The 16,184-nt window shown below is 69.0% G+C and carries 9 protein-coding genes and 1 pseudogene; 1 reads left to right on the forward strand and 9 read right to left on the reverse strand.

Translation table 11 applies throughout. From position 1 onward, the window contains the following. Nucleotides 1-27 precede the first annotated feature (27 nt). Entirely contained in the window at nt 28-1,875 is a 1,848-nt protein-coding gene (locus BLV72_RS42700) for a glycoside hydrolase family 9 protein (RefSeq protein ID WP_425288563.1), read from the forward strand. Between the two features lie 38 nt (nt 1,876-1,913). On the opposite strand, the pseudogene BLV72_RS42705 reads toward BLV72_RS42700, so the two are convergent. From BLV72_RS42705 to dnaE, 9 genes and pseudogenes are all read right to left on the reverse strand, one after another. Continuing rightward, a pseudogene (locus tag BLV72_RS42705) lies at nt 1,914-2,419 on the reverse strand (non-reducing end alpha-L-arabinofuranosidase family hydrolase); the annotation flags it as partial. A gap of 282 nt (nt 2,420-2,701) precedes the next feature. Next, on the reverse strand, nt 2,702-4,150 hold the full coding sequence (argG, locus tag BLV72_RS42710) for an argininosuccinate synthase (protein WP_093469233.1): 1,449 nt from the start codon (nt 4,148-4,150) through the stop codon (nt 2,702-2,704). A gap of 140 nt (nt 4,151-4,290) precedes the next feature. Beyond that, nucleotides 4,291-6,477, reverse strand: coding sequence for a discoidin domain-containing protein (locus BLV72_RS42715; protein WP_093469235.1), 2,187 nt, complete (start codon nt 6,475-6,477; stop codon nt 4,291-4,293). Nucleotides 6,478-6,530: 53 nt separating this feature from the next. Beyond that, complete coding sequence (locus BLV72_RS42720; RefSeq protein WP_093469236.1) at nt 6,531-8,129, reverse strand: glycoside hydrolase family 13 protein; 1,599 nt, start codon at nt 8,127-8,129, stop codon at nt 6,531-6,533. A 30-nt stretch (nt 8,130-8,159) separates the two neighbouring features. Then, complete coding sequence (locus tag BLV72_RS42725; protein WP_093469237.1) at nt 8,160-9,035, reverse strand: carbohydrate ABC transporter permease; 876 nt, start codon at nt 9,033-9,035, stop codon at nt 8,160-8,162. After that, entirely contained in the window at nt 9,032-9,988 is a 957-nt protein-coding gene (locus BLV72_RS42730; protein ID WP_093469238.1) for a carbohydrate ABC transporter permease, read from the reverse strand. Before BLV72_RS42730 ends, BLV72_RS42725 begins: the two co-directional genes overlap by 4 nt. 4 nt (nt 9,989-9,992) lie before the next feature. Continuing rightward, a complete protein-coding gene (locus BLV72_RS42735; RefSeq protein ID WP_093469239.1) occupies nt 9,993-11,336 on the reverse strand; it encodes an ABC transporter substrate-binding protein in 1,344 nt (447 codons plus the stop codon). A 228-nt stretch (nt 11,337-11,564) separates the two neighbouring features. Next, nucleotides 11,565-12,563, reverse strand: coding sequence for a LacI family DNA-binding transcriptional regulator (locus BLV72_RS42740; protein WP_208905917.1), 999 nt, complete (start codon nt 12,561-12,563; stop codon nt 11,565-11,567). Between the two features lie 81 nt (nt 12,564-12,644). Then, a complete protein-coding gene (gene dnaE, locus BLV72_RS42745; RefSeq protein ID WP_093469242.1) occupies nt 12,645-16,175 on the reverse strand; it encodes a DNA polymerase III subunit alpha in 3,531 nt (1,176 codons plus the stop codon). Nucleotides 16,176-16,184: the final 9 nt, after the last annotated feature.

Here is a 16,184-nt window from a genome sequence, read left to right on the forward strand (position 1 = left end):
CGCCGCCGGCGCACGCTGGGCGCGGCGATCGCGGCCGGCCTGGCCCTCGGCGCCCTGGCCGCACCCGCGGCCGGCGCCGTGGACCACCACGCACGGCACGGCGCCGGGGCGGCCGCCCCCAAGGCCGACACCGGCTCGCCGGTGCGGGTGAACCAGGTCGGCTATCTGACCCACGGCCTCAAGAAGGGCACCGTCGTCACCACTGCCACCAAGCCGCTGACCTGGACGCTCCGGGCCGCCGACGGCACCAAGCGGGCAAGCGGGACCACCCACCCCGCGGGCGTCGACCCGAGCTCCCGGCAGAACGTCCAGACCTTCGACTTCAGCAAGGTCACCGACGCGGGCGAGGGGTACACCGTCACCATCGGCGGGAAGAAGAGCGAGCCGTTCACCATCGGCGACCACCTCTACCGCTCGCTGCGCAGCGACGCGCTGGCGTACTTCTACCACAACCGCAGCGGCATCAAGATCGATGCGGACCTCGTGGGCTCGAAGTACGCCCGCCCCGCGGGCCATGACAAGGCCGCCCCGCACCGGGGCGACACCGACGTCCCGTGCCAGAAGGGCGAGTGCGACTACCGCCGGAATGTCTCCGGTGGCTGGTACGACGCCGGTGACCAGGGCAAGTACGTCGTCAACGGCGGAATCTCGGTGGCCCAGCTGATGTCCGCGTACGAGCGCGCCCACACCACCAAGGGCGTCGACGCCGCGCCGCTCGGCGACGGCCGGCTCCGGGTGCCCGAGCGTGGCAACGGCGTCCCGGACATCCTGGACGAGGCCCGCTGGGAGATGGAATTCCTGCTGCGCATGCAGGTGCCCCAGGGCAAGCCGCTCGCCGGTATGGCGTTCCATAAGGTGCACGACAAGCAGTGGACCGGCTTCCCGACCCGGCCCGACCAGGACAAGCAGCAGCGTGAGCTGCACAAGCCGTCCACCGCGGCCACGCTCAACCTGGCGGCCTCCGCCGCGCAGAGCGCCCGCGTCTTCAAGTCCTACGACCCGGAGTTCGCCGCCCGCTGCCTGCACGCGGCCCGGACCGCGTGGGACGCGGCCAAGGCACATCCGAAGATCTTCGCCAGCGACAAGGACTCCACGGGCGGCGGCGCCTACGGGGACCGCTCCGTGGGCGACGAGTTCTACTGGGCCGCGGCCGAGCTGTTCCTGAGCACCGGCGATCACACCTACGCCAAGGCGGTGCTCGACTCGCCGCTGCACCGCGACGTCGACGCGCTCTTCCCGCGCGGCGGCGGCATGTCGTGGGCCTCGACCGCGGGTCTCGGCGCGCTCGACCTGGCCACCGTCCCCAACAAGCTCACCGCGAAGCAGCGCGCCGAGGTGCGCACGATGGTGACGAAGGCCGCCGACCGCTACGCCGCGGACTCCGCGAAGTCGGCCTACGGCGTTCCGTACGCGCCGAAGGACGGCAAGTACGAGTGGGGCTCCAACAGCCAGGTGCTGAACAACATGATCGTGCTCGCCACCGCACACGACCTGACGGGCAAGCCCCGCTACCTGGACGCGGTGCTCCGTGGCATGGACTACGTGCTGGGCGGAAATCCGCTCAACCAGTCCTATGTCACCGGCTACGGCGAGCGGAACTCGCACAACCAGCACCACCGCTTCTGGGCGCACCAGCGTGACCACAAGCTGCCGCATCCGGCACCCGGTTCGCTGGCCGGTGGCCCGAACTCCGGGCTGCAGGACGTGGTCGCCAAGAAGAAGCTGAAGGGCTGCGCCCCGGCGATGTGCTACACCGACAGCCTGATGGCGTACTCCACCAACGAGATCACCATCAACTGGAACGCCCCGCTGGCCTGGATCGCCTCGTACGTCGATGGCCTGGGCGGCGGTGCGGCGGGCAAGCCCGTGAGCTGACCCGGCCCGCGCGCCGCTTGGCGTACGCGGGGGAGCGGTCAGCAGGTGGCGTTGGTCTGGGCGAGCAGTCCCAGCCGCCAGGGGAGTTGCGAGTAGTCCCCGCCGGCCGAGGGGTTCATGCCCTGGTAGAGGAATTGGAGCCGACACGGGTTGATGGTCATCGTCTGGTCGGTCCCGGTCCGGATGAGCTCACCGTGGCTGATGTCGCGGGTCCATGCCCCGGCCGGGAAGGACACGTTGTTGCTGCGCGCGAAGGGGTGGCCGCCAGGGGCTGCCACCGGCCGGTGAGCCCCTGGGCGGTGAAGGAGCGGTAGTAGCGCCTGCCGTCGCTGCCGATGGCCTCCATCATCAGCAGATAGGTGCTGGTCCCCTGCACGCGGTGGACGGCCTCGCCCTCGAACAGGGCGAACTCGGATTCCCGCAGCACGAGTTGGGTGTTGCCAAAGCCGCCCGGGAACTCGCCGACGGTGGTCTCCGAGCGGAAGAGGTGGCCGTTGTCGTCCGAGGAGAACAGATAGCACTTGGCGTCGTCGCGGATGACCCAGGCCCGCCGCACGAGCACCGCGGGCGCCTTCGTGGATCCGGCACGGTGGCGCGTGGGGCGGGCCTTACCGGAACGGATGATGGTGCGGGGTGCGGGCGGCCTCGTGCTCGGCGCGTGCGGCGAGTGTTCGATAGTCGAATGCCGGCCGGCCTCTCGGACACCCTGGGCGATAGAGGACTCACCCGGGGTGTCAATACCTCGCGTGCCACCGGGGAAAGCACACGGCCAGGACGCCCCGTCGAGGGCCGTCCTGGCCGTTGTCGCGCGCGGTGGAGCGAAGAATCAGTCGGCGCCGAACTCCATGGCGGCGCGGTCGAGCAGCGTGTCCTGCCCGGACACATGTCCGTCCGAGGCGATCGCCTCGGAGGCGCCCTGCGGCATCGCGCCGATCAGCCCGGTCGAGGCCGCCTGCGCGGCGCCGATCAGCGCCGGATGCGCGTTGCCGACCATGCCAAGACCGGCGTACTGCTCCAGCTTGGCGCGCGAGTCGGCGATGTCGAGATTGCGCATGGTGAGCTGGCCGATCCGGTCCACCGGCCCGAAGGCGGAGTCCTCGGTCCGCTCCATGGAGAGCTTGTCCGGGTGGTAGCTGAACGCCGGTCCGGAGGTGTCCAGGATCGAGTAGTCCTCACCGCGCCGCAGCCGCAGGGTCACCTCGCCGGTGATCGCCGCACCGACCCAGCGCTGCAGCGACTCGCGCACCATCAGCGCCTGCGGGTCCAGCCAGCGGCCCTCGTACATCAGCCGGCCGAGCCGCCGTCCCTCGCTGTGGTACGTGGCGAGGGTGTCCTCGTTGTGGATCGCGTTGACCAGCCGCTCGTACGCCGCGTGCAGCAGCGCCATGCCCGGTGCCTCGTAGATGCCCCGGCTCTTGGCCTCGATGACGCGGTTCTCGATCTGGTCGGACATGCCCATGCCGTGCCGACCGCCGATGGCGTTGGCCTCCAGCACCAGATCGACGGCGGAGGCGAACTCCTTGCCGTTGATGGTCACCGGCCGGCCCTGCTCGAAGCCGATCGTGACGTCCTCGGCCGCTATCTCGACCGTCGGGTCCCAGAACCGCACGCCCATGATCGGCTCGACGAGCTCGATGCCCGTGTCGAGGTGCTCGAGCGACTTGGCCTCGTGGGTCGCGCCCCAGATGTTGGCGTCGGTGGAGTAGGCCTTCTCGGTGCTGTCCCGGTAGGGCAGGTCGTGGGCGACCAGCCACTCCGACATCTCCTTGCGGCCGCCGAGCTCGCTGACGAAGTCGGCGTCCAGCCAGGGCTTGTAGATCCGCAGGGAGGGGTTGGCCAGCAGGCCGTAGCGGTAGAACCGCTCGATGTCATTGCCCTTGAAGGTGGAGCCGTCGCCCCAGATCTGCACATTGTCCTCGAGCATGGCGCGCACCAGCAGCGTGCCGGTGACCGCCCGCCCGAGCGGGGTGGTGTTGAAGTAGGCGCGGCCGCCGGAGCGGATGTGGAACGCCCCGCAGGCAAGGGCCGCGAGCCCCTCCTCCACCAGGGCCGCCCGGCAGTCGACCAGCCGGGCGACCTCCGCGCCGTACGTCGTGGCGCGCCCGGGGACCGAGGCGATGTCGGGCTCGTCGTACTGGCCGATGTCGGCGGTATAGGTGCAGGGCACCGCGCCCTTGTCGCGCATCCACGCGACCGCTACCGAGGTGTCGAGGCCGCCGGAGAAGGCGATCCCGACGCGTTCGCCGACAGGGAGGGAGGTGAGAACTTTGGACACAGCAGGAGTATGCAGTCTTATGCATGATCATGCAAGCGCCCCTGGTGATGCTCGTGATCCAAACGCCTCCTCCCGCGCTTCGCCGGGCCGGGAACCGGGGGGCCCGGGTGGCTCCGGGCGGCGAAGCGCGGGGGCGGGGATTACGAGGTCAGATACGCCTCCACCTCACTGAGCTGGGCCGCCGGCCAGCCCGTATTGCCGGTGACATTGAGCTTCAGATAGCGCACCTGTGTGGTGCCGGGCAGATCGACGGTGACCGTGTTGCCGGTCGCCGGGTCGAAGCGGTAGCCCTGCGACCCCACCACCGTCGAATACGCGGAGCCATCGGCGCTGCCCAGCACGGACAGGGTCTGGGTACGGGCACCCCACGCCGAGGAGGGCGGCAGCTTCAGCACCAGCCGGCGGACGGCCCGGCTGGAGCCCAGGTCCACGGTCAGCGCCTGCGGAAAGGCGTTGTTGGCCGACTCCCAGTAGGTGCTGGCGTCGCCGTCGACCGCCTTGCCCGGGGTGTAGACGTCCTGGGAGCCGGTCGCGGTGGCCGGGCGGCCCTGGGCGAGGTTGCGGCCAGGGTCGGGGTCCGGGTTGCCCTGGCCCGGCTGCGGCCAAGTGGAGCAGTCCGACCAGGTGCTGCTCCAGCCGGAGTTGCCGCCGCCGTCGCCGACCTCGAAGGTGCCCGAACCGGCCGGGAACGGGCAGTTGTAGACGCCCGCCGCGCCGACGCTGGAGGCGGTGACACGGCTGAACTTCGCCGCTCCCTGCGCCTCGGCCTGGACGACGACCGTTCCGGGGTTGGTCACGGTCGCGCCGGTCACATTGACGTTCTTGACCGCGTAGCCCCGGCCGCCGCCGGAGACGAACTCGAAGGCGCTGTACGGGCTGTCCGTGATGGTCGTGTTGGTGATGTTGACGGTGGCGTCGATCGCGCTGTCGTAGGAGTCGACGCGCAGGGCGCCCATCGGGTGGTTCCAGTTGGGGTTCATGGCCCCCGCGCGCACGAGCGTGTTGCCGTCGACCGTGATCGTGCCGGCCAGCGGATGGAACGGGTCCAGGAACTTCTGGTTGGAGATGGCGATGCCGCTGCCCAGCGCGTTGGTGTCGGAGATCAGGTTGTTCTTGACCGTGATGTCCCTGCCGCCGTAGATCGCGATGCCATTGGCGAGGTTCGGCTGCGAGATGGTGTTGTTCTCGAAGCTGCTGCTCACGTCCGGGGAGTTCAGCGACCACATGGCGAGTGAGTCGTCGCCCTGGTTGCGCAGGAAGTTGTTGCGGACCCGTACCTCCTTGGCGCTGCCGTTGAGGTTGAGGCCGTCGGCGGTGGTGTCGAGGATGCGGTTGTTCTCGACCACGAGGTTGTCGTTGTTGCCGGTCAGCCAGAGACCGACCTTCAGATGCTGGAGCCACATGCCCGACACGCCGGAGCCGGGGCCGAGCGAGCCGTTGACGAAGTTGTCCGGATTGGAGTCGACGCGCTCGGTGACCTCGCCGATGACCGCGAAGTCCTTGATGTGGACGTTGCCGGAGGAGCTGGTCTGGTCGATGAACCGCGAGGTGTGCACGACGGAGTGCCAGCTGCCGGCGCCCTGCAGCGTGACGTTCTGGACACCGCTCAGGGAGGCAGTCAGCTTGTAGTCGCCCGGCGGGATCCAGACCACGCCGCCCTGGGCGGCCGCGATGGCGTCCCGGAACGCCTGGGTGGAGTCGCCCTGCCCGCTGGGGTCGGCGCCCTTGGAGGTGACCGAGACCGATCCGGCGGGTTGGCTCGCCGCCGCCGCGACCTGCTCGAAATCGGCCACATCCACGGTGACCTGTGCGTTCGCCGCCTCGAAGGCGATCTTGTCACCGGCCTGGACGTTCTGCCCGAGCAGCAGCCGGGCGTTGTCGTAGAAGTGGTGGGTCTTCGAGCCCATGATCCAGTCGGTGTCCACATACGAGTACTTGGACGTGACCGTGAGGGTCTTGGCCAGCTTGGTGCCGTTGACATAGACGTTGAGCGTGCCCGACTGGCCGTCGGGCAGGCTGTAGGACACGTTCACCGCGTTGGCGGCGCGGGGTGCGGTGAACTCGACGCGCTGGCCGCCGGCGAGACGGACGGCCTGACGCCCGGACGCCTCGGAGGCGAGCGTGCCCTGGGTGAAGTCGGGGCCGATCTTCGTACCCGTGGTGGTGGCCGACTCGGCCTCGACCGAGGTGAAGGGCAGGGCGGCGCCCGCCGCCGCGTGGGCGGCCGTGGGGGTCAGGGTGACGAGCATGCCGGCCGCGAGGGCGACGGTCGCGCCGATCGCCGACAAGCGCCTGGCGGATGCCGATGCGATGCTGCTGCTGTGCATGTGCTGATCCCTTCGTGGTGGGGGTGGGGATAGCGCGGTGCGGTGGGGGTGGCTCAGGCGAGCAGCCAGGCCGCGGTGTCCCGCGGAAGGCGGCCCTGGTCGTCCAGCGGGCCGCTGCTGAGCAGCAGCCGGGAGGTGCGGTCCAGCTCGGCGGGGGTGTCCGCGAGGTTGACCACGCAGACCAGCCCGTTGTCACGGGCGAAGGCCAGGACACCGTCGGCCGAGGGGAGCCAGGTCAGCGGCCCGTCGCCGAAACCGGGGGTGGCGCGGCGGATGCGGATCGCCTCGCGGTAGAGGGCGAGCATCGACCCCGGGTCCGCCTCCTGCGCATCGGCCGCGTACGCCGCCCAGTGCGCGGGCTGCGGCAGCCACGGCTCCTCGCGCGAGCCGAAACCGGCGTACGGCGCCTTGGCCCCCCACGGCAGCGGCACCCGGCAGCCGTCGCGGCCCGGATCGGTGCCGCCGGAGCGGAAGTGCATCGGGTCCTGGATGCGGTCGCGGGGAATGTCGGCCTCGGGCAGGCCCAGCTCCTCCCCCTGGTAGACGTACACGGCGCCGGGCAGGGCGAGCGACAGCAGGGCGGCGGCCCGTGCCCGCCGGGTGCCGAGGGCGAGGTCGGTGGGGGTGCCGAAGACCTTGGTGGCGAAGTCGAAACCGGTGTCCTCGCGCCCGTAGCGGGTGACCGTGCGGGTCACATCGTGGTTGCACAGCACCCACGTGGCGGGCGCGCCCACCGGAGCGTGTTCGGCGAGCGTCTCGTCGATCGACGCCCGCAGCCGCCGGGCCTCCCAGGGGCAGGCCAGGAAGGAGAAGTTGAAGGCGGTGTGCAGCTCGTCGGGGCGCAGATAGCGGGCGAAGCGCTCGCTGTCCGGCAGCCACACCTCACCCACGAACACACCACCGTGTTCGTCGGCCACCCCGCGCCAGGAGCGGTAGATGTCATGGAGCTCGTCGCGGTCCACGTACGGATGCGGATCGCGGCCCTCGACGAAGTCGGGCAGCCGGGGATCCTTGGCCAGCAGGGCGGCCGAGTCGATACGGACGCCCGCGACACCCCGCTCGAACCAGAAGCGCAGGATGTCCTCGTGTTCCTGGCGTACGGCCGGGTGCGCCCAGTTGAGGTCCGGCTGCTCGGGGGCGAACAGATGCAGATACCAGTGGCCGTCGGGCAGCCGGGTCCACGCCGGGCCGCCGAACTCCGACTTCCAGTCGTTGGGCGGCAATTCACCGTGGTCGCCACGGCCCGGGCGGAAGTGGAAGAGCTCGCGCTCGGGGCCGCCGGCGAGGGCGGCACGCCACCAGGGGTGCTGGTCGGAGACGTGGTTCGGCACGATGTCGACGATCGTGCGAATGCCCAGCTCCCGGGCCTCGGCGATGAGCTTCTCCGCCTCGGCCAGGGTGCCGAAGGCCGGATCGATGGCGCGGTAGTCGGCGACGTCATAGCCGCCGTCCTTCATGGGCGACTGGTACCAGGGGCTGAACCACAGAGCGTCGACGCCGAGTTCGGCGAGATACGGCAGCCTGGCGCGGACGCCCGCGAGGTCGCCGGTGCCATCGCCGTCCCCGTCGGCGAAGCTGCGCACATACACCTGGTAGATGACGGCGGAGCGCCACCAGTCGTGGGGCGTCCGGGCAGGGGTGGGCTGGGCCACGGTGGATGCCTTTCTGTCGAGGGGGCGAAGTCAGCCCTTCGTGCTGCCCGCGCTGATCCCGGCGATGATGTGCCGCTGGAAGACGAGGAACAGCGCGACCATCGGGATGCTGGCGATGACCATCGCGGCGATGAGCACGGTCAGCTGGATGTTCTGCGACAGCTGGACGAGTGCGACGCTGATCGGCTGCTTGCCGGTGTCGGAGAAGACCATCAGCGGCCACAGGAAGTCCTGCCACACCGCGACCAGCGCGAAGATCGACACAACGCCGAGCACCGGACGCGACATGGGCAGCACGATCGACCACAGCGTGCGCAGCTTCCCGGAGCCGTCGATCTCGGCGGCCTCCAGGACGTCACGCGGGATCTGGTCGAAGAACCGCTTGAGGAGATACAGGTTGAAGGCGTTGGCCACGGCCGGCAGCCAGATCGCGAGGGGGTCGTTGAGCAGGCTGGTGTGGATCAGCGGCAGATCGGCGACGGTCAGGTACTTCGGCACGACCAGCGCCTGGGCCGGGACCATCAGCGTGGCCAGGATGCCACCGAGGATCACCTTGCCGAAGGCGGGCTTCAGCTTGGACAGGGCGTAGGCGGCGGCCGTACAGAAGACCAGCTGGAACAGCCAGGCACCGGCCGCCTGGACGACCGTGTTCCACAGATGCTGCGGAAGCTGCATCAGGTCCCAGGCGTCGGTGTAGCCGCTGGAGTGCCACTGCTTCGGGACGAGGGTCGGCGGGGTCTGCGCCACCTCGTCCGGCGACTTCATCGCCCCGGTCACCATCCAGTAGACGGGGAAGAGGAAGGCGATCGCGAAGAGCACCACCACGGCGGTGAAGACCGTCCAGTAGACGGCCCGGCCGCGGGGGCGGGCCAGGGCGGCGGGGGAGACGAGGGTCCGGGTGCTCATGCGTCGTCCTCCCCGGAGCGGGTCAGCCGCAGATAGAGGGCGGAGAAGGCGCCGAGCAGCACGAGCAGCATCACGCTCAGCGCACAGGCGCCACCGAAGTCGTTGTAGAGGAAGGCGTATTTGTAGATGAGGTAGAGGACGGTGACCGTGGCGTTCTCCGGGCCACCACCGGTGATCACGAAGGGCTCGGTGAAGACCTGCATCGTCGCGATGATCTGCAGCAGCATCAGCATGAGGATGACGAACCGCGTCTGGGGGATCGTGACATGGCGGACGCGTTGCAGCAGGCTCGCGCCGTCCAGTTCGGCCGCCTCGTACAGCTCACCGGGGATGGACTGCAGGGCCGCCAGATAGATCAGGACGGTGCCGCCCATATTGGCCCAGGTGGCGACGATGACGAGGGAGACCAGGGCGGTGTCCGCGCCGTTGGACCAGTTCGAGGTGGGCAGATGCGCGAAGCGCAGCGCCTCGTTGGCCAGCCCGGCGCCGGGGTCGTAGAACCACTTCCACAGCAGGGCGCTGACCACCGGCGGGATCATCACCGGCAGATACACCACGACCCGGAAGAACGCCTTGGCGTGCCGGAGCTCATTGAGGACGAGGGCGAGCAGGAACGGGATCGCGAAGCCGATGACCAGCGCCAGCAGCGTGAAGGTGAGGGTGTTCCGCCACGCCGCGGTGAACTCAGGATCGTGCAGCACCCGGGTGAAGTTGGCGGTGCCGACCCATTCGGGGGACGAGCCGGGCGTGTACTTCTGGAAGGCGATCACGACCGCGCGGATCGCCGGATACCAGGAGAACAGCGCGAAGCAGACGAGACCGCCGAGGAGGAAGCCGTAGGCACGGGCCTGGTCGGCGAGGCGGCGCCGCCCCCGACCCCCCGCCGGGGGCGGCGCCTGCACCGGGTGGACGGCGATCGCCTCGGCGGGCGGCCGCGCAGCCGTCTTGGTCATCGGGTCAGCCCCGGGCCAGGATGCTGTCGATCTTTCCGGCGGCGTCCTCGATGAGCTGGTCGATGTCGGCGTCCTTCTTGGTCAGGACGGCGGAGACGGCTCCGTCGAGGACGGAGTAGATCTGCTGGGCATGCGGCGGCTCGATCTTCATCCGCAGCTTCTGATTGCCGTCCAGGAACGTCTGGTAGTTGTCCACGGGGACATTGGCGTTCGCCTTCTTGATCTGCTGGTCCTTGGCGTCGGCGGCGCCGGTGAACAGCCGTGGCTCGGGCAGGCCCACCGGGGCGTCGTTCTTCTTGGCGCGGACGTAGTCGCCGAGGAAACCCTTGCCCGGGGTCAGGAACATATGGTCGAGCCACTTGAGGCCGGCCCGGATCTGGGCGGGCGTGTCCTTCTTCTGGAACATATAGCCGTCGCCGCCGATGAGCGTGCCCTTGCCACCGGGCATGGGGGCGATGGCGAGGTCCTTGTAGTTGCCGCCCTTCTCCTTCACCAGGATCGGGATGTTGTCGGGCGCGGCGAGGTACATGCCCAGCTTGCCCGAGCCCATCATCTGCTGGGCGTCGTTGATGACGAGGAGCTGCTTGCTGCCCATCGAGTCGTCCACCCAGCGCATGTCGTGCAGATTCCGCAGGACGGCGCGCGCCGCGGGGGTGTCGATGGTGGCCTTCTTGCCGTCGGCGCTGACGACGTCGCCGCCCTGTGCGTACAGCTCCGCCGTGAAGTGCCAGCCGCCCTGGTTCTGTGCGCTGTAGTCCGCGTAGCCGACGGTGCCCTTGCCCAGCGCGGCGATCTTCTTGGCGTCGGCGCGGACCTCCTCCCAGGTCATCGGCGGCTTGTCGGGGTCGAGTCCGGCCTTCTCGAAGAGCTTGCGGTTGTAGATCAGGCCCATCGAGTAGCCGGTGCGCGGGATGCCGTAGACCTTGCCGTCAACCGTGTAGATGTCGCGCAGCTGCTTCTGGAGGGTGGGGTAGCTCTTCAGCTCCTTGACGTACGGAGTGAGATCGGCCGCCTGGTTGATGTCGACGACATGCCGGGCGTCGGTGAAGTACGTGTAGAAGACGTTCTCCATCTGGCCGCCGGCCAGCTTGGCGTCGAAGGTCTTCGGGTCCTGGCAGGGGAACGCGTCATGCGCGACGACGTCGATGTCCGGGTTCTGCTTCTCGAAGGAGGCGATGTCCTCCTCGAAGAACTGCCGGTCGACCTTGGCGCTCTTGGGCGGCATGCAGTTGACGGTGATACGCGTCTTTCCGCCCGCCGAGTCGTCGTTCGACCCTCCGCAGGCGGTGAGGGCGAGGGAGCAGGCGCTGAGCGCGATGAGCGTACGGCGGAACCCGGTGCTTCTCATGGGTGGACCCCTCTGTACAGGAGCAGGGAAGCCCCACGGCCGCGAGCGGGGCGCACACAACCGTGAGTGCGCCGCACACTCAAGCACCGTCGACAACGGGCCGCAAGATGTCGCGTAGATTCTGTAATTATTCAACTGGACTGTGGATCAGGTGGATTGGCCTGCCAACCGCCTTGCGGCTGCATGCCAACCTCCCCCTGCCGACCGCATATCGACAGGCCCCGCGCTCTACTCCCGCGGCGGCTGCGCGGTGGAGCCGCGCACCACCAGCTCCGGCTCGAACAACAGCTCCTCGGACGGTACGGCCGCGCCGCCGATCTGCGCGTTCAGCAGCTCCACGGCCGCCCGGCCCATGGCCTCGATGGGCTGGCGGACGGTGGTCAGCGGCGGCTCGGTGCAGTTCATGAACGCGGAGTCGTCGTAGCCGACCACGGACACCTGCGACGGCACGCCGAACCCCTTGCGGCGCGCCGCCCGAATCGCCCCCAGGGCCAACGGGTCACTGGCGCAGATGATGCCCGTGACCCCCCGGTCGATCAGCCGGGAGGCCGCGGCGTGGCCGCCCTCGATCGAGAAGATCGCCCGGGCCACGAACTCGTCCGGCAGATGGCCGGCGACCGCGCGCGCGGCGGCCAGCTTGCGCGCCGACGGCATATGGTCACTGGGCCCGAGTACGAGCCCGATCCGCTCGTGGCCGAGAGAGGCCAGATGCCGCCAGGCCTGCTCCACGGCCACGGCGTCGTCACAGGAGACGCCCGGGAAGCCGAGATGCTCTATCGCCGCGTTGACCAGCACCACCGGAATGTTGCGTTCGGCGAGCAGTCGGTAGTGGTCGTGCGGCGCGTCGGCCTGCGCGAACAGCCCGCCCGCGAACACCACCCCGGAGACCTGCTGTTGCAGCAGCAGATCCACGTAATCGGCCTCGGAGACCCCGCCCTTGGTCTGGGTGCACAGCACCGGAGTCAGCCCCAGCTGCGCCAGCGCCCCGCCGATGACCTCGGCGAACGCCGGGAAGATGGGGTTCTGCAGCTCGGGCAGGACCAGCCCGACCAGCCGGGCCCGGTCGCCCCGCAGCTGGGTGGGCCGCTCGTAGCCGAGGACGTCCAGCGCGGACAGCACCGCCTGCCGGGTGGCTTCGGAGACCCCGGGCTTGCCATTGAGCACCCGGCTGACCGTGGCCTCGCTGACACCGACCTTCTTCGCCACTTCAGCAAGTCGTCGCGTCATGCACGCAAGCGTAGCGCAAGAATTGCAAGTCGCTTGCGTAATGGGGGAGTAGATCGTGCGAACCCCGGTGGTGGCCCCGGCTCATCTGGCCCGGGTGACGGCCACCGCGGCTTTGAGGTCGGCCCAGAACTCGGGCCGGATGCCGATACGGTAGCCCAGCCGGTAGACGGTGGTCCCGGTCCGGCCGCGCACCCGCAGATGTACCTCGGTCGGTCCCGGATGGGCCTGGAGGATCTCCTTGAGCTGCTGGACGGAGCGCGGTGTCACCTGCGCTTCGAGCATCTCCAGGCGCAGCGGGGCATGGCGGGCGCTGAGGTCGGGGACCGCCAGTTCCATCGCCACCAGCCGGGGCACGTCCTCGCGTCGGTCGAGGCGGCCCTTGACGAACACCACCGTGTCCTCGACGAGTTGGGCCGACACCAGCTGATAGGTGGCCGGGAAGACCATGCACTCGATGGAGCCGGCGAGGTCCTCCACGGTGGCGATGGCCCAGGCGTTGCCCTGCTTGGTCATCTTGCGCTGCAGACCGGAGATGATGCCCCCCACCGTGACGATCGCGCCGTCCGCGAAGTCACCACCGGTGAGCTGCGCGACGGTGGCGTCCGCCGTACCGGCCAGCAACTGCTCCAGGCCGAGGAGCGGGTGGTCGGAGACGTACAGACCGAGCATCTCCCGCTCCTGAGCGAGCAGATACGGCTTGTCCCACTCCTCGTCCGAGAACTCGACGTCGAGGCCGAAGCCCGGCCCCTCGCCGTCCCCGCCGTCACCGGCCATGCCGCCGAAGAGGTCGAACTGCCCCTCGGCCTCCTTGCGCTTGACCGCGACCACATTGTCGATCAGCGCCTCGTAGTGCGCCGTGAGCCCCTTACGGGTGTGGCCCATCTCGTCGAAGGCGCCCGCCTTGATCAGCGATTCCGTGGTGCGCTTGTTGCACACCACCGCCTCGACCTTGTCCAGGTAGTCCGGGAACGAGGCGTACTTCCCCTTGGCCTTACGGCCGCGGATGATCGCTTCCACCACGTTCTGACCGACGTTCCGGACCGCCGTGAGACCGAAGAGGATCACATCATCACCCTGAGCGGTGAAGTTGGCCTCGGACTCATTGACGTTCGGCGGCAGCACCTTGATGCCCATGCGACGGCACTCGTTCAGATAGACCGCCGACTTGTCCTTGTCGTCCCGCACCGAGGTGAGCAGCGCCGCCATGTACTCGGCGGGGTAGTTGGCCTTGAGATACGCGGTCCAGTACGAGACGAGCGCATAGGCGGCGGCATGCGCCTTGTTGTAGGCGTAGCCCGCGAAGGGCACCAGGACGTCCCAGACCGCCTGCACGGCCTCGTCGGAGTAGCCGCGCTCCCGGCAGCCGTCCCGGAATGGGAGGAACTCCTTGTCCAGCACCTCCTGCTTCTTCTTGCCCATCGCCCGGCGCAGCAGGTCGGCCTGGCCGAGTGAGTAGCCCGCGAGGGCCTGGGCGGCCTTCTGGACCTGCTCCTGGTAGACGACCAGGCCGTAGGTGATGTCGAGGACCTCCCTGAGCGGCTCCTCCAGCTCCGGGTGGATGGGGGTGATCTCCTGCTGCCCGTTCTTCCGCAGGGCGTAGTTGATATGCGAGTTCATGCCCATCGGGCCCGGCCGGTACAGGGCGGTGACCGCGGTGATGTCCTCGAACTGGTTGGGTTTCATCAGCCGCAGGAGCGAGCGCATCGCGCTGCCGTCGAACTGGAACACACCGAGGGTGTGGCCACCGCCGAGCATCTCGAAGGTCCTGCGGTCGTCCAGTGGCAGATCGAGCAGCTTCAGGTCGACGCCCTTGTCGGCGCGCACCATCGTGACGGCGTCGTCCATGATGGTGAGGTTGCGCAGGCCCAGGAAGTCCATCTTCAGCAGGCCCAGCGACTCACAGGTGGGGTAGTCCCACTGCGTGATCGTGACCCCGTCGGTGTGCCGCACCCAGACCGGAACATGGTCCACGATCGGCTCGCTCGACATGATCACCCCGGCGGCGTGCACACCCATCTGCCGCACCAGGCCCTCGACACCCTTGGCGGTGTCGATGACCTTCCGCGCATCCGGCTCGTTCTCGTACATCGCCCGCACCTCGCCCGCCTCGGAGTACCGCGGGTGTTCCGGGTCGGTGATGCCGGACAGCGGGATGCCCTTGCCGCCGACGTCGGCGGGCATGGCCTTGGTGATGCGGTCGCCCATCGCGTACGGATAGCCCAGCACGCGGGCCGAGTCCTTGATGGCGTTCTTGGCCTTGATGGTGCCGTAGGTGCCGATCATGGCCACCTTGTCGGCGCCGTACTTCTCCGTCACATAGCGGATCACCTCGACCCGCCGGCGCTCGTCGAAGTCGATGTCGACGTCCGGCATGGACACCCGCTCGGGGTTGAGGAACCGCTCGAAGATCAGCCCGTGCTCGACCGGGTCGAGGTCGGTGATGCCCATGGCGTACGAGACGATCGAACCGGCCGCCGAACCACGGCCCGGCCCGACGGCGATGCCCTGCTGCTTGGCCCACATGATGAAGTCGGCGACCACGAGGAAGTAGCCCGGGAACCCCATCTGGATGATGACGTCCATCTCGTACCCGGCCAGCTTCTGCCGGTCCTCGGGGACGCCACCGGGATAGCGCCGGGCCATCCCGCGCCGGACCTCCTCGCGGAACCAGGTGACCTCGGTGTGGCCGTCGGGCACATCGAACCGCGGCATGAGGTCGCGCTTGGTGAACATGCCGGTGGTGTCGATCTGCTCGGCGACCAGCCGGGTGTTGCGGCAGCCCTCCTGCCAGGCGTCCGAGGAGTCGATGGCGTACATCTCGGCGGCGGACTTGAGGTAGTAGCCGGTGCCGTCGAAGCGGAAGCGGTCCAGGTCGGAGAGGCTCTTGCCGGTCTGGATGCACAGCAGCGCATCGTGTGCGGTGGCCTCGTCCGCGTAGGTGTAGTGCGAGTCGTTCGTCACCAGCGGCGGGATGCCCAGCTTCCTGCCGATCTCCAGCAGCCCGTCCCGGACCCGGCGCTCGATCTCGATGCCATGGTCCATCAGCTCCAGGAAGTACCGGTCCTTGCCGAAGATGTCCTGGTACTCGGAGGCGGCCTTCAGCGCCTCGTCGAACTGGCCCAGGCGCAGCCGGGTCTGCAGCTCACCGGACGGACAGCCGGTCGAGGCGATCAGCCCCTCGGCGTGTTCGGCGATGACCTCCTTGTCCATCCGCGGCCACTTCTGCAGCCAGCCCTGCGCATACGCGTCCGACGACAGCCGGAACAGATGGTGCAGCCCGGTGGTGTCCGCCGCCCAGATCGTCTTGTGGGTGTAGCCGCCCGAACCGGAGACGTCATCGCGCTTCTGGTGGGGCTGCCCCCACTGGATCTTGCGCTTGGTGCGCCGCGACTCCGGGGCGACATACGCCTCGATCCCGATGATCGGCGTCACGCCCGAGGCCGTGGCCTGCTGGAAGAAGTCGTACGCGCCGTGCAGATTGCCGTGGTCGGTCAGGGCGAGGTGCGACATGCCCATCTCCTGGCAGGCCGCGAAGAGATCCCTCAGCCGGGCCGCGCCGTCCAGGAGCGAGTACTGCGTGTGCACATGCAGATGGGTGAAAGGCGGTGCCACTCCGTCCCC

The sequence above is a fragment of the Streptomyces melanosporofaciens genome, assembly GCF_900105695.1.
GTDB lineage: Bacteria > Actinomycetota > Actinomycetes > Streptomycetales > Streptomycetaceae > Streptomyces > Streptomyces antimycoticus.